Consider the following 13,401-nt stretch of genomic DNA (forward strand, 5'->3'; position numbering starts at 1 on the left):
CCATGAAAATTAGTCGACACGCTGTCCGGCGGCTGCGATCTTCTTGAGAAAGGACTTGGTACGGGGTTCGCGAGGCGCGTGGAAAAGTTGGTCCGGAGGACCCTGCTCGACGATCCTTCCGCCATCGAGAAAGAGGACGCGGTCCGAGAACTCCCGCGCGAAGTTCATTTCATGGGTCACCATGAGCATCGTCATGCGGCTTTCCAATGAAATGTTCCGGAGCACCTGCAGGACTTCGTCCACCACCTCCGGGTCGAGTGCCGACGTCACCTCGTCGAACAGCATGATTCGCGGCTCCATGGCGAGTGCGCGCGCGATCGCGACCCGCTGCTTTTGACCGCCCGAGAGCATGGACGGATAGCTGTCGGCCTTGGCTGCGAGGCCCACCCGATCGAGAAGCTCCCGAGCCACTCGATCCGCGGTCGTCTTGTCCAGGCCTTTCACAATCTGTTGAGGCCGGGAGACGTTCTGTCCCGCGGTCATGTGCGGGAACAGGTTGAAGTGCTGAAAGACCATCCCGATCGACGCGCGCATGCGCCCGAGGTGCCGCTCATCGGCAGGGACGAGCTGGCCGTTCCTCGGCATGTGCCACAGCGGCGCGCCGTAGATCCAGACATGGCCGCCTTCGATCTTCTCGAGCGTCATCAAGATGCGCAGGATCGTGGTCTTGCCCGAACCGCTGGGGCCGATCAGCGACAGCTTCTCGCCCTCGTGAACGTCCAGATTCAGGTCGTCCAGTACCACCGACGTCCCGTATCGCTTCTCCACGCCTTCGAAGCGAATGAGCGGCTTGGCGGTCGAGTCGATCCGCGACGAGGAATCAGCGGCCATGGATGCCGCGAACGAGGTTTCCCTCTCGGTGCGTCTACAGGGGTTCATCATGGTTTTGCCTCGGGCGAGGTGGGAATGGGCGGGACTCTAGTCATCGGCCTGTCGTTAGAAAAACGATTCTTTTGACGTGATGGTTCCAGAAAGTGATACTTGCTGAATGCCCTACCTTGACTTCAATGAACGAGATCTGCGCTCGCTGCGCATCTTTTGCGCCGTGGCGGAGGCAGGCGGCTTTGCTGCCGCTGAACACCGGCTGAATCTGTCGAAGGCCTCGATCAGTCGCCACGTTCGCGAGGTCGAGGAGCGATTGGGCGTGCGGCTTTGCGAGCGCGGACCAGGCGGCTTCAAACTCAGCGCAGCCGGGATCGTGGCGGTGGATCTCGCCTCCAATGCGCTCAAGTCGCTGGAGCGCATCCGCCCCGAGATCGACGCGGTGAGGGGCGTGCTGTCAGGTACCTTGTCGATCGGCATGACCGAGCACGTCATCACTCACGATCACTGCCGCATCCCCGAAGCACTGGCCACGCTGCGACGACGCGCGTCGGGCGTCCAGCCGGAGCTGACGGTAATGAACTTCGCCCAGTTGAACGATGCCTTGCGAGAGCGGCGGGTCGAAGTGGCGATCCGGGGCATGTACAAGAAGGACCGGGTGTTCGACTACCAGAAGCTTTTTGTCGAAGTGCACCGCGTCTATGTCAGCAAGGAAGGCGCGCGGGGACGCAGGCGCCTGCTCCCGCTCGTGTACCGCCCTCATCCCTTCGTGGAGCAGGCCATCGCGGAGCATGGCTTCGAGCGCGGGCCCGACGTCGGTGGACTGGAGGCTATCGGCGTGTTGGTGGCGACGGGCAACTATGCCGGGTTGCTTCCCGAACACTACGCGAAGCTGGTGGCGAAGCGACATTCGCTCGTCGCATTGACGTCGGGGCCCGTATTCGAGAACACGATCTGCGCGATCACCGAAGCCTCTCGTCCACTCACGCAACGCGCGAAGCTGTTTCTCGAGGTGTTGAGGGGACTCCATACCGGAGCCATGGACGCCTGAACCGGCCATCGAAGGTCCGATTCGATCCAGCGGATCGAGCCCGTTCACCAGCTGAAGGTATCGATTCTCGAAACCTTGGCATCAAAAGAATCATTTTTCATCGCACTGAACGATCGATAGATTCCGCTCCAGACCAAATCACCCCACCTGGAGCTGGCACCATGATCGATTCGATTCGAAGAAATTCTTTGAAGACCCTGGCCGTGGCCACGGTGCTGGCCTGCATGTACACAGCCGCGCTGGCCGAGGGCGGAAGCCTCGCCGAAATCAAGGCACGCGGCCAACTGACGGTCGGAACGGAAGCGGCGTACGAACCGTATGAATTCGTCGAGAACGGCGTCGTGGTGGGCTATGGCCGCGATGTGCTGGACTACATGGCGGCCAAGTTGGGCGTCAAGCTGGTTCAGCTCAATCTGCCGTTTCAGGGACTGCTGCCGGGCTTGATGTCGCGCCGCTTCGACTTCGTGGCGACGAGCGTAGGCATCACGGAAGAGCGTGCGAAGCGCTTCGCCTTCAGCCGTCCGATCGGCATCGTCCGTTCGATGCTTGTGGTGAGCAACACCAGCAAGGGCGTGAATCGCCCGGAAGACCTGGCAGGAAAGATCGTCGGCACGCAGATGGGATCGCAGGCACAACCGGTGGCCCAGGAATTCGATCGACAGCTCAAGGAGAAGCATGGCAAGGGCTATGCCGAGCTGAAGCTGCTCCAGGCGTATCCCGACGTCAGCGTCGCGCTCAGCAACGGCACGCTCGACGTAGGCGTTTTGCCCTCGAACGTCCTCGGCGTGCAGATGCGCCGCCAGCCGAACGCCTTCAGGTCGGTCGGTGAAATCGGCTCGCCCCGGTTGCTGGCCTGGGTCGCCAACCCCAAGGACGAAGAGATCCGCAGCTTCATCAACACCACGCTGGAAGAGATGCGCGCGAACGGAAAGCTCGGCGAACTGCAGAAGAAGTGGTTCGGAGAAACCTTGACGCTGCCGACGTCCGACTACCTGCCCAAGGGCGCGCTGTAAGCGAGCCGCCCGATGATCGACTGGCTGACTGCGGGCGGCGCGCTGCGCCCGCTCTATGACGGTGTGCTTCAGGGTGCGGGCGTCACGCTTTTCTGCAGCACCCTCGCTTTTGCGGCAGGCGTCGCCATCGGCCTTGCGCTGCTCGTGCTCCGTGTCGGGGGAGGCGCCGTCGCCCGATGGGCGGTGGCAACCTACGTGAGCGCCATACGCGGCACGCCTCTGCTGATTCAGCTGCTCATCGCCTACTACGTCATTCCGGGCGTGCTCGACGTGACCATCTCGCCGATCGCGGCCGGCATCCTGGCCTTGGCGTTGAACACGGCCGCGTATGGCAGCGAGATCATGCGGGCCGCGCTGTCGACCATTCCGCGCGGCCAGACCGCCGCGGCCAAGGCCCTGGGCATGCAGCCCTGGCATGTCTGGATGCAGGTCTTGCTGCCGCAGATGCTGCATCGCTCGATCCCGCCACTGACGAACGAGTTCACGGTGCTGCTCAAGGCGTCCTCGCTGCTCTCGATCATCGCGGTCAACGACCTGGCGACCGTCGCGCGCAACGCCACCTTGCAGAGCGACCTGCCGCTGCAGGTGTTCGCCGCGACCGCGGTGGTCTATTTCCTCATGCTGCTGTGTGCCTCATCGTTGTCTCGCGGCATCGAGCGGCGCTTCGCCAGGATGCTTCCCAATGTCCATTGACTTCGGCATCGTTCGAGAATCGGCTCCCGCCCTCTGGCAGGGGTTGAAGGTGACGGCCCAGGTCAGCGGCGCCGGCATCCCGCTGGGCATCGCACTGGGTGTCGTTGCCGCCTACATGGCGGATTCGGGCCACCGAGCCCTGCGCGCCGTGGCACTCGGCTACGTCGAGCTGGTGCGCAATATCCCGTTTCTGATCCTGGTGTACCTGTCGTTCTTCGGACTTCCGAAGCTCGGCTTGCTGGCCTCCGCCTTCTACATCGCGATCGGAACGACGGCCTTCTACACCGGCGGCTATTTCTGCGAAATCCTTCGGGCCGCTTTGCGCAGTGTTCCAGCAGGGCAGCTTCGAGCGGCGAAAGCGCTGGGCATGAGCACCTGGCATGTACAGCGGCTCATCGTGGTGCCGCAGATCTTCGGCTTCCTGCTTCCGCCGACGGTGAGCCTCACGATCATGATGTTCAAGGACTCCGCCGTCTTCTCGGTGATGAGTCTTCCGGAGCTGACCTACCAAAGCAACCTGAAGACCGCCGACACTTTCGCGTACCTGGAAGTGCTCGGTACCACGGCGCTGATCTATTGGGGTTGCAGCGTCCTCATGGAGACGCTCGGCCATGCGATGGAAACGCGAGTGCGCCGCTGGAGCCATCGCTGACACGCAGTCCCGAACTGCAACAACACACCGACTCACCCTGGAGATACTGATGGAAAAACTGACCGTTCCCCCGCGCACCGGACATGCGACCCTGCTCTATTCCGAGCTGGTGACGGACCTGGACAACCTGAAGGCCGACATCGCCGTGATCGGCATGCCCTTCGGCTCGGCCTATGGCGCGCGGTCCTTCACCAACGACCAGACGAATGCACCTCAGGCCATTCGCGACGTCACCGACCGCATCGTTCGCGCGCCTGGCCACTTCGACTTCGACATCGACGGGCCCCTGCTGCAAGGACGCTCCGACATCCGCTTCGTGGACTGCGGCGACGTGATCCCCGACCTTGGCAAGCCCGGTGACCACTATCGGCGCGTGGAACTGGCGGTGCGCCAGATCCTCAAGGGCGGAGGCCTTCCGATCGTGCTCGGCGGCGACCACGGCATCACCACGCCGGTGCTTCGCGCCTACAGCGAGAGCGGGCCGATCACGCTGGTGCACGTGGATGCGCACCTGGACTGGCGCGACGACGTCAACGGCGTCAAGGACGGGTTGTCCAGCCCCATCCGCCGGGCATCGGAAATGAAGCACGTGGTGCGCATCGTGCAGATCGGATTGCGCGCGCAAGGCAGCGGTCGCCCCGAGGACTACGAGACCGCGCGCCGCTACGGGGCCGAGCTCATCAGCGCCTACGAATTGCACGACATCGGCATCGACGCCGTGCTGGCGCGGATTCCCGACGGCGGCAACTACTACCTGTCGATCGACGCCGATGGCATGGACCCGACGATCATGCCCGCCGTCGACGGACCGGCCCCTGGGGGCATGGACTTCCTGCAGGCGCGAAAGTTGATACATGGCCTGGTCAGGAAGGGTCGTGTCGTGGGCATGGACATCGTGGAGATCCAGCCCTCGAAGGACAACGCAAGCAAGCTGACGCTGGTCACGGCCGGTCGTCTCATCGTGAATCTCATCGGCTCGACCATCAAGGCCGGCTATTTCGACAAGTGACCCGGGTCACGACGATCGCGGCGCTCGCGATCGTCGCTAGCGCTCGAACCCATAGGGCGCGAACCGGCTCTGGTTCTCGTCCACGTCCAGCGCCTCGCCGATGAACGGAAAGGCGCGCTGCGGGCAGCGCTCGCGCTCGCAGACCTTGCAGCCCATGCCGATCGGCGTCGCGGCCTCGGGGTCCTGCAGGTCGAGCCCCTTGGCATACACCAGCCGCGGCGCATGGCGGATGTCGCAGCCCAGTCCGATCGAGAAGGTCTTGCGCGGCGAGCCCCAGCCGCGCTGCCCGCGCGAGACCGAGCGCGCGATCCACAGGTAGCGCCGCCCGTCGGGCATGCGCGCGAGCTGCGGCAGGATGCGCTCGGGCTGCGCGAAGGCCTCGTACACGTTCCACAGTGGGCAGGTGCCGCCGGTGCGGCTGAAGTGGAAGTGCGTGGCCGACTGGCGCTTGGAGATGTTGCCGGCCTTGTCCACGCGCACGAAGAAGAAGGGCACGCCGGGCGCGCCCACCCGTTGCAACGTGCTGAGCCGGTGGCACACGGTCTCGAAGCCGACGCCGAAGCGCTGGCCGAGCAGGTCGATGTCGTAGCGCAGCGATTCCGCGGCCTCGAGGAAGGCGCCGTAGGGCAACAGCAGGGCGCCCGCAAAGTAGTTGGCCAGGCCGATGCGCGCGAGCTTGCGCGAGGCCGGGTCCTCGGTGAAGGGGGGCGCGTCGACCAGCGCGTCGATCGCCGCGCCGAGCTCGAGCAGCGCGAGCTGGGTGCCGAGCTGGAACGCCTGCTGGCCCGGCTCGAGCGCGGGCGACAGCCGCAGGCTGCGCTGCGCGGCGTCGTAGCGGCGCTTGCTGACCTCGGTGTCGTCGGTCAGCAGCACGCGCACGCCATGGCGCTGGCGCAGCCGCTCGATCAGCCATTCGGCGAGATGGCCGCCGTGCTCGCGCGCGCCCGGTGCGGCCTGCGCCTGCTGCGCTTCCTGCGCCAGCGCCTCGGCCGCGCGGTCGAGCGTGTCGAAGTGGTTCTGGTGCGCGAAGAAGAAGTCGCGCACCACCTCGAAGGGCATGGCGCGCGGCGCGGCCAGGCCCGAGCGCTCGTCGCCCAGGCGCAGCGCCATGGTCTCGAGCTGCTCCATCGCCTCGATGTTGCGCCGGTGCAGCGCCAGCAGCGCGCGGCCCAGCGCGGGCATCTGCGCCGCCACCTCCTGCAGCTCGGGCAGCGCCACCGGCTCGGCGGCGTCGGCCAGCGCCTCGCGCATGCCGGCGACCAGCCGCGCCTCCTCGTCCTCCGAGAACTGCTGGATGTCGACCCCGAGCGCGCGGCTGATCTTGAGCAGCACCGCCACCGTCAGCGGCCGCTGGTTCTGCTCGAGCTGGTTGAGGTAGCTGGGCGACAGCTCCAGCGCATTGGCCAGCGCCACCTGCGACAGGCCGCGCTCCGCGCGCAGGCTGCGCAGGCGCACGCCCATGAATGTCTTCTTCATCGTTTCGCCTTCGCCGCGAATGCGGGGAAATTCGCAAAATTTGCAAATTGGAGGATTGGGGTTCGCAAGAATTTGCCTTTTCAGTCCTTCTGCAAACCGCATTCTCTGCGTAGATTGCGAAGCATGACAACTCCCGCTGGAACGACCGAACTGCGCGAACTGGTGCTGCCGGTGCATGCCAACCACCGCGGCACGCTGTTCGCCGGGCAGGGCCTGCAACTGATGACCAAGGCCGCCTTCCTGGCCGCGCGCGGCCTGGCGCAGCGCGAGGTGGTGATGGCCGGCGTGACCGGCGTCGACTTCCTCGCGCCGGTGCCGGTGGGCCACCAGCTGCTGCTGCGCGGCTGGGTCAGCCGCATCGGCCGCAGTTCGATGACCGTGTGCGTGACCGGCCTGGCCGACGTGCCAGGCGCGCCGGCCGAAGAAGTCCTCAAGGGCGTGTTCGAGATGGTGGCGGTCGACGCCGCCGGTCGTCCCGCCGCCATCGATCGCGCCTACCTCAACGAAGAAACCGCATGAACCCCATGACCGAAACCACCGCCCCCGCGGGCTTCCGCCCCAAGAAATCCGTTGCCCTCTCGGGCGTGACCGCGGGCAACACCGCGCTGTGCACCGTGGGCCGCACCGGCAACGACCTGCACTACCGCGGCTACGACATCCTCGACATCGCCGAGGTCTGCGAGTTCGAGGAGATCGCGCACCTGCTGGTGCACGGCAAGCTGCCCACGCGCGCCGAGCTCAAGGCCTACAAGGCGCGGCTCAAGGCGCTGCGCGGCCTGCCCGCGAGCGTGAAGGAAGCGCTCGAGAGCCTGCCGGCCGGCGCTCACCCGATGGACGTGATGCGCACCGGCGTCTCGGCGCTGGGCTGCGTGCTGCCCGAGAAGGACGACCACAACCTGCCGGGCGCGCGCGACATCGCCGACCGCCTGATGGCCTCGCTCGGCTCGATGCTGCTGTACTGGTACCACTGGAGCAGCCAGGGCAAGCGCATCGACGTGGAGACCGACGACGACTCGATCGGCGGCCACTTCCTGCACCTGCTGCATGGCCAGAAGCCCTCCGAGGCCTGGGTGCGCGCGATGCACACCTCGCTCAACCTCTACGCCGAGCACGAGTTCAACGCCAGCACCTTCACCGCGCGCGTGATCGCCGGCACCGGCAGCGACATGCACTCGGCCATCGCCGGCGCGATCGGCGCGCTGCGCGGCCCCAAGCACGGCGGCGCCAACGAGGTCGCCTTCGAGATCCAGAAGCGCTACGACAGCCCGGCCGAGGCCGAGGCCGACATCCGTCGCCGCGTGGAGGCCAAGGAAGTGGTGATCGGCTTCGGCCACCCGGTCTACACCGTGAGCGATCCGCGCAACGTGGTGATCAAGGGCGTGGCCCGGCGCCTGTCGCAGGAGGCCGGCTCGACCAAGATGTACGACATCGCCGAGCGGCTCGAGTCGGTGATGTGGGAGGTCAAGAAGATGTTCCCCAACCTCGACTGGTTCAGCGCCGTGAGCTACCACATGATGGGCGTGCCCACCGCCATGTTCACGCCGTTGTTCGTGATCGCGCGCACCAGCGGCTGGGCCGCGCACGTCATCGAGCAGCGCGTGGACAACAAGATCATCCGCCCGAGCGCGAACTACACCGGTCCCGAGGACCTGGCGTTCGTGCCGATCGAGGCGCGCGCCTGAGGCGAGAGGCTGAGGCGCGGTGAAGTCCTTCCAGGCTGATGTCGCTCGGAGCACACTCTGCGGTGCCGCCCCGCGGGGCGGCGCTCCCACATCGAAGCACAACACTGGAGACAAGACCATGACGCTGAATCGCCGCGCCTTCTCGGCCGCCGCCCTGGCGGGACTGACGCTGCCCGCCGCCACCCTGAGCCGCGCCCAGGAGGCCTTCCCGAACAAGCCGCTGCGCATCGTCTGCCCCTTCGCACCGGGCGGCGGCTCCGACTTCATCGCCCGCGTGGCGGCCAACGTGCTGACCCAGCAGCTGGGCCAGTCGGTGGTGGTGGACAACCGGCCCGGCGCCGGCGGCACCATCGGCACCGAGTACGCGCTGCACACGCCGCCCGACGGCTACACGCTGCTGCTGATCGCGGGCAGCTACACGGTCAATCCCTCGCTCTACAAGCTGCGCTTCGATCCGGTGGCCGAGATGACGCCGGTGATCCAGCTCTCCAAGGGCGCCTACGTGCTGTGCGTCAACCCGTCGAAGGTGCCCGCGAAGAACCTGCAGGAACTGCTGGCCTTCGCGCGCCAGAACCCCGGCAAGCTCACCTTCGCCTCGGCCGGCAACGGCAGCCACCTGCACATCGTGAGCGAGTACCTGTTCGGCATGGCGAAGGTCAAGGCCACGCACGTGCCGTACCGCGGCACCGGGCCGGCCGTCACCGACCTGGTGGCGGGCAACGTCGACATGCTGATCGCGGGCACCGAGGCGCTGATGCCGCACGTGCAGTCGGGCCGGCTGCGCGCCTTCGCCGTCACCACGGCGAAGCGGCTGCAGGCCTATCCCGACATCCCCTCGATCGCCGAGAGCGGCGGCCTGCCCGCGTACGACGTGGTGGCCTGGCACGGCCTGATCGCGCCCCGGGGCGTGCCGCCGTCCGTGCTCGCCAAGCTCAACGGCGCGCTCGACACCGGCCTCAAGGCGCCCGAACTGGTCGCGAAGCTCGATCCCACCGGCGTGTCGCCGGCCGGCGGCAGCGCCGAGCAGTTCGGCGCGCTGATCGGCACCGAGATCCCGCGCTATGCCAAGGTCGTGAAGGACAACGACATCCGCTCCGAATGAACCCCGCGCGGCCCCTCGCAGCGGGGCCGCATCGCTTTCCTGCCCGCTTCCCACGATGACTTCAAGCCACAGAAAAAAACTCCCCGGCACCGCGCTCGACTACATCGACGCGCGCGCCGCCATCGAAGCGCTGCGCCCCGGTGCCTGGGACACGCTGTCCTACACCGCGCGCGTGCATGCCGAGAACCTCGTGCGCCGCTGCGATCCCGCGATCCTCGACGAATGCCTGCTGCAGATCGCCGAGCGCCGGCGCGATCGCGACTTTCCGTGGTTCCCGGTGCGCGTGGTCTGCCACGACATCCTGGGCCAGACCGCGCTGGTCGACCTCGCGGGCCTGCGCGATGCGATCGCGGCCGAGGGCGGCGATCCGGCGCAGGTGAATCCGGTGGTGCCGGTGCAGTTGATCGTCGATCACTCGCTGGCCGTGGAGTGCGGCGGCTTCGACCCGCGGGCCTTCGAGAAGAACCGCGAGATCGAGGACCGGCGCAACGAGGACCGCTTCCATTTCATCGAGTGGACCAAGCGCGCCTTCGCCAACATGGAGGTGATCCCCGCGGGGAACGGGATCATGCATCAGATCAACCTCGAGAAGATGTCGCCCGTGGTCTACGTGCAGGACGGCCTGGCCTTTCCCGACACCTGCGTGGGCACCGACAGCCACACGCCGCACGTCGACGCGCTGGGCGTGATCGCGGTCGGCGTGGGCGGGCTCGAGGCCGAGAACGTGATGCTCGGCCGCGCCTCGTGGATGCGGCTGCCCGAGATCGTCGGCGTGGAGCTCACGGGCCGCCGCCAGCCGGGCATCACCGCCACCGACATCGTGCTGGCGCTGACCGAGTTCCTGCGCAAGGAAAAGGTGGTCGGCGCCTACCTCGAGTTCTACGGCGAGGGCGCGCGCAGCCTCACCATCGGCGACCGCGCGACCATCTCCAACATGTGCCCCGAGTACGGCGCCACCGCCGCGCTGTTCCACATCGACGAACAGACGCTGGCCTACCTGCGGCTCACCGGCCGCGAGGACGCGCAGGTCGCGCTGGTCGAGACCTATGCGAAGACCGCGGGCTTCTGGGCCGACGCGCTGGCATCCGCCACCTACGAGCGCGTGCTGAAGTTCGACCTCTCCAGCGTGGTGCGCAACATGGCGGGCCCGTCGAACCCGCACCGCCGCCTGCCGACCTCGCAGCTGGCCGAGCGCGAGATCGCCATCGGCCTGCACGAGGCGCGCCAGCAGGAGGCCGCGGGCCTGATGCCCGACGGCGCCGTGATCATCGCGGCCATCACCTCGTGCACCAACACCTCGAACCCGCGCAACGTGATCGCGGCCGGGCTGCTCGCGCGCAACGCCAACCGGCTGGGCCTGGTGCGCAAGCCCTGGGTCAAGTCCTCGCTGGCGCCGGGCTCGAAGGCCGTCGAGCTCTACCTGCGCGATGCCGGCCTGCTCGCCGAGCTCGAGCAACTGGGCTTCGGCATCGTCGCCTTCGCCTGCACCACCTGCAACGGCATGTCGGGCGCGCTCGATCCGAAGATCCAGCAGGAGATCGTCGAGCGCGACCTCTACGCCACCGCCGTGCTCTCGGGCAACCGCAACTTCGACGGCCGCATCCATCCCTATGCCAAGCAGGCCTTCCTGGCTTCGCCGCCGCTGGTCGTGGCCTATGCGATCGCGGGCACCATGCGCTTCGACATCGAGCGCGACATCCTCGACGTGGTCGACGGCAAGGAGATCCGCCTGGCCGACCTCTGGCCCGCCGACGAGGAGATCGACGCGATCGTCGCCGCCTCGGTGCGGCCCGAGATGTTCCGCCAGGTCTACGAGCCGATGTTCGCGATCCATGCCGACCACGGTGAGAGGGCCAGCCCGCAGTACGACTGGCGCCCGCAGTCCACCTACATCCGCCGCCCGCCCTACTGGGACAGCGAGGGCGTCGGCGCGCTCGCGGCCAATCCGCGCACCCTGCGCGGCATGCGGCCGCTGGCACTGCTGCCCGACAACATCACGACCGACCACCTCTCGCCGTCGAACGCGATCCTGCGCGACAGCGCCGCCGGCGAGTACCTCGCGAAGATGGGCCTGCCGGAAGAGGACTTCAATTCCTACGCCACGCACCGCGGCGACCACCTGACGGCGATGCGCGCCACCTTCGCCAATCCGCAGCTCGTGAACGAGATGGCGGTGGTCGACGGCGTGCAGAAGAAGGGCTCGCTCGCGCGCATCGAACCCGAGGGCCGCGTGGTGCGCATGTGGGAGGCGATCGAGACCTACCTGAACCGCCGCCAGCCGCTGATCATCGTGGCCGGTGCCGACTACGGCCAGGGCTCTTCGCGCGACTGGGCCGCCAAGGGCGTGCGCCTGGCCGGCGTCGAGACCGTGGTGGCCGAGGGCTTCGAGCACATCCACCGCACCAACCTGCTCGGCATGGGCGTGCTGCCGCTCGAGTTCAAGCCCGGCACCACGCGGCTCACGCTGGGGCTGGACGGCACCGAGACCTACGACGTGGCCGGCGAGCCGGCCCCGCGCGCCGACCTCGCGCTGATCGTGCATCGGCGCGATGGCGAAGTGCTTCGCGTGCCGGTCACCTGCCGCCTCGACACTGCCGAGGAAGTGTCCATCTACGAGGCCGGCGGCGTGCTGCAGCGTTTTGCGCAAGACTTCCTGGCCGCGAACACCGCGGCCGCTTGAGAACCCATCACCATGGCATCCATTCCCCAGATCAAGATTCCCGCCGTCTACATGCGCGGCGGCACCAGCAAGGGCGTGTTCTTCCGCCTGCAGGACCTGCCGCAGGCCGCGCAACAGCCGGGCCCGGCGCGCGACGCGCTGCTGCTGCGCGTGATCGGCAGCCCCGACCCCTATGCCAAGCAGATCGATGGCATGGGCGGCGCGACCTCGTCGACCTCGAAGACCGTGATCCTCTCGCGCTCGACGCGGCCCGGCCACGACGTCGACTACCTGTTCGGCCAGGTCTCCATCGACAGCGCTTTCGTCGACTGGTCGGGCAACTGCGGCAACCTGTCGGCCGCCGTGGGTCCGTTCGCGATCGCGCAGGGCCTGATCGATCCGGCCCGCGTGCCGCCCGATGGCGTGTGCACCGTGCGCATCTGGCAGGCCAACATCGGCAAGACCATCGTGGCCCATGTGCCGATCTCTAGCGGCCAGGTGCAGGAGACCGGCGACTTCGAGCTCGACGGCGTGACCTTCGCGGCGGCCGAGGTGCCGCTGGAGTTCATCGATCCGGCCGACGAAGGGGAGGGCGATGGCGGCGGCGCGATGTTCCCCACGGGCAAGCTCGTCGACGACCTCGAGGTGCCCGGTGTCGGCACCTTCAAGGCCACGCTGATCAACGCCGGCATCCCCACCATCTTCGTCAACGCCGCCGACATCGGCTACAGCGGCACCGAGCTGCAGGACGCGATCAACGGCGATCCCCAGGCGCTCGCGATGTTCGAGACCATCCGCGCGCACGGCGCCGTGAAGATGGGCCTGATCCAGGACATCGCCGAGGCGGCGAAGCGCCAGCACACGCCCAAGGTCGCGTTCGTCGCGCCGCCGAAGGATTACGTCGCGTCCAGCGGCAAGCCGGTGCGCGCCGCCGATGTCGACCTGCTGGTGCGCGCCCTGTCGATGGGCAAGCTGCACCACGCCATGATGGGCACGGCCGCGGTCGCGATCGGCACCGCGGCCGCGATCCCCGGCACGCTGGTGAACCTCGCGGCCGGCGGCGGCGAGCGCCAGGCAGTGCGCTTCGGCCATCCATCGGGCACGCTGCGCGTCGGCGCCGAGGCGCGTGCGGTCGATGGCCAATGGGTCGTGACCAAGGCCCTGATGAGCCGCAGCGCGCGCGTATTGATGGAAGGCTGGGTGCGCGTGCCCGGCGACAGTTTCTGAAAGACGGATCCTCCC

General features: G+C 67.3%; 12 protein-coding genes. 10 read left to right on the forward strand and 2 right to left on the reverse strand.

The genetic code is table 11. The features are described from left to right. Nucleotides 1-9 precede the first annotated feature (9 nt). Nucleotides 10-831, reverse strand: coding sequence for an ectoine/hydroxyectoine ABC transporter ATP-binding protein EhuA (gene ehuA / locus AC07RV_RS01545; protein ID WP_296779628.1), 822 nt, complete (start codon nt 829-831; stop codon nt 10-12). Nucleotides 832-988: 157 nt separating this feature from the next. On the opposite strand from ehuA, the gene AC07RV_RS01550 reads away from it, so the two are divergent. From AC07RV_RS01550 to AC07RV_RS01570, 5 genes are all read left to right on the forward strand, one after another. Continuing rightward, on the forward strand, nt 989-1,873 hold the full coding sequence (locus AC07RV_RS01550; protein ID WP_296779630.1) for a LysR family transcriptional regulator: 885 nt from the start codon (nt 989-991) through the stop codon (nt 1,871-1,873). Nucleotides 1,874-2,034: 161 nt separating this feature from the next. Next, the gene (locus AC07RV_RS01555; RefSeq protein ID WP_444814160.1) at nt 2,035-2,886 is read left to right on the forward strand and encodes a transporter substrate-binding domain-containing protein; all 852 of its coding nucleotides are present in this window, start codon (nt 2,035-2,037) and stop codon (nt 2,884-2,886) included. A 12-nt stretch (nt 2,887-2,898) separates the two neighbouring features. Beyond that, on the forward strand, nt 2,899-3,579 hold the full coding sequence (locus AC07RV_RS01560; protein ID WP_296779632.1) for an amino acid ABC transporter permease: 681 nt from the start codon (nt 2,899-2,901) through the stop codon (nt 3,577-3,579). After that, on the forward strand, nt 3,569-4,231 hold the full coding sequence (locus AC07RV_RS01565) for an amino acid ABC transporter permease (protein ID WP_296779634.1): 663 nt from the start codon (nt 3,569-3,571) through the stop codon (nt 4,229-4,231). Before AC07RV_RS01560 ends, AC07RV_RS01565 begins: the two co-directional genes overlap by 11 nt. A 49-nt stretch (nt 4,232-4,280) precedes the next feature. Then, nucleotides 4,281-5,240: an agmatinase gene (locus AC07RV_RS01570; protein ID WP_296779637.1), complete on the forward strand. Its 960-nt coding sequence runs from the start codon at nt 4,281-4,283 to the stop codon at nt 5,238-5,240. A 36-nt stretch (nt 5,241-5,276) separates the two neighbouring features. On the opposite strand, the gene AC07RV_RS01575 is transcribed toward AC07RV_RS01570, so the two are convergent. Then, a complete protein-coding gene (locus tag AC07RV_RS01575; protein WP_296779639.1) occupies nt 5,277-6,716 on the reverse strand; it encodes a short-chain fatty acyl-CoA regulator family protein in 1,440 nt (479 codons plus the stop codon). A gap of 123 nt (nt 6,717-6,839) precedes the next feature. Between AC07RV_RS01575 and AC07RV_RS01580 the strand changes: the two genes are divergently transcribed. The 5 genes from AC07RV_RS01580 (at nt 6,840) to prpF (ending at nt 13,386) form a co-directional block, all read left to right on the forward strand. Further along, nucleotides 6,840-7,235 carry an acyl-CoA thioesterase gene (locus tag AC07RV_RS01580; RefSeq protein WP_208513781.1) on the forward strand — a complete coding sequence of 132 codons (396 nt, stop codon included), beginning with the start codon at nt 6,840-6,842 and terminating at the stop codon, nt 7,233-7,235. Nucleotides 7,236-7,240: 5 nt separating this feature from the next. After that, complete coding sequence (gene prpC, locus AC07RV_RS01585; protein ID WP_296779641.1) at nt 7,241-8,398, forward strand: bifunctional 2-methylcitrate synthase/citrate synthase; 1,158 nt, start codon at nt 7,241-7,243, stop codon at nt 8,396-8,398. Nucleotides 8,399-8,516: 118 nt separating this feature from the next. Further along, entirely contained in the window at nt 8,517-9,500 is a 984-nt protein-coding gene (locus tag AC07RV_RS01590; RefSeq protein WP_093345741.1) for a tripartite tricarboxylate transporter substrate binding protein, read from the forward strand. Between the two features lie 55 nt (nt 9,501-9,555). Next, the gene (gene acnD, locus AC07RV_RS01595; protein ID WP_296779644.1) at nt 9,556-12,180 is read left to right on the forward strand and encodes a Fe/S-dependent 2-methylisocitrate dehydratase AcnD; all 2,625 of its coding nucleotides are present in this window, start codon (nt 9,556-9,558) and stop codon (nt 12,178-12,180) included. Nucleotides 12,181-12,192: 12 nt separating this feature from the next. After that, nucleotides 12,193-13,386 (forward strand): 2-methylaconitate cis-trans isomerase PrpF, encoded by a 1,194-nt coding sequence (gene prpF / locus AC07RV_RS01600; RefSeq protein ID WP_296779645.1) that lies wholly within the window; start codon nt 12,193-12,195, stop codon nt 13,384-13,386. Nucleotides 13,387-13,401: the final 15 nt, after the last annotated feature.

Source organism: Variovorax sp. GW821-FHT09B01, from assembly GCF_059418345.1.

Bases quoted from the DNA above. Each gene is read 5' to 3' on its own strand.
- ehuA (WP_296779628.1), bottom strand. From the start codon at position 831: ATGGCCGCTGATTCCTCGTCGCGGATCGACTCGACCGCCAAGCCGCTC.
- AC07RV_RS01550 (WP_296779630.1), top strand. From the start codon at position 989: ATGCCCTACCTTGACTTCAATGAACGAGATCTGCGCTCGCTGCGCATC.
- AC07RV_RS01555 (WP_444814160.1), top strand. From the start codon at position 2,035: ATGATCGATTCGATTCGAAGAAATTCTTTGAAGACCCTGGCCGTGGCC.
- AC07RV_RS01560 (WP_296779632.1), top strand. From the start codon at position 2,899: ATGATCGACTGGCTGACTGCGGGCGGCGCGCTGCGCCCGCTCTATGAC.
- AC07RV_RS01565 (WP_296779634.1), top strand. From the start codon at position 3,569: ATGTCCATTGACTTCGGCATCGTTCGAGAATCGGCTCCCGCCCTCTGG.
- AC07RV_RS01570 (WP_296779637.1), top strand. From the start codon at position 4,281: ATGGAAAAACTGACCGTTCCCCCGCGCACCGGACATGCGACCCTGCTC.
- AC07RV_RS01575 (WP_296779639.1), bottom strand. From the start codon at position 6,716: ATGAAGAAGACATTCATGGGCGTGCGCCTGCGCAGCCTGCGCGCGGAG.
- AC07RV_RS01580 (WP_208513781.1), top strand. From the start codon at position 6,840: ATGACAACTCCCGCTGGAACGACCGAACTGCGCGAACTGGTGCTGCCG.
- prpC (WP_296779641.1), top strand. From the start codon at position 7,241: ATGACCGAAACCACCGCCCCCGCGGGCTTCCGCCCCAAGAAATCCGTT.
- AC07RV_RS01590 (WP_093345741.1), top strand. From the start codon at position 8,517: ATGACGCTGAATCGCCGCGCCTTCTCGGCCGCCGCCCTGGCGGGACTG.
- acnD (WP_296779644.1), top strand. From the start codon at position 9,556: ATGACTTCAAGCCACAGAAAAAAACTCCCCGGCACCGCGCTCGACTAC.
- prpF (WP_296779645.1), top strand. From the start codon at position 12,193: ATGGCATCCATTCCCCAGATCAAGATTCCCGCCGTCTACATGCGCGGC.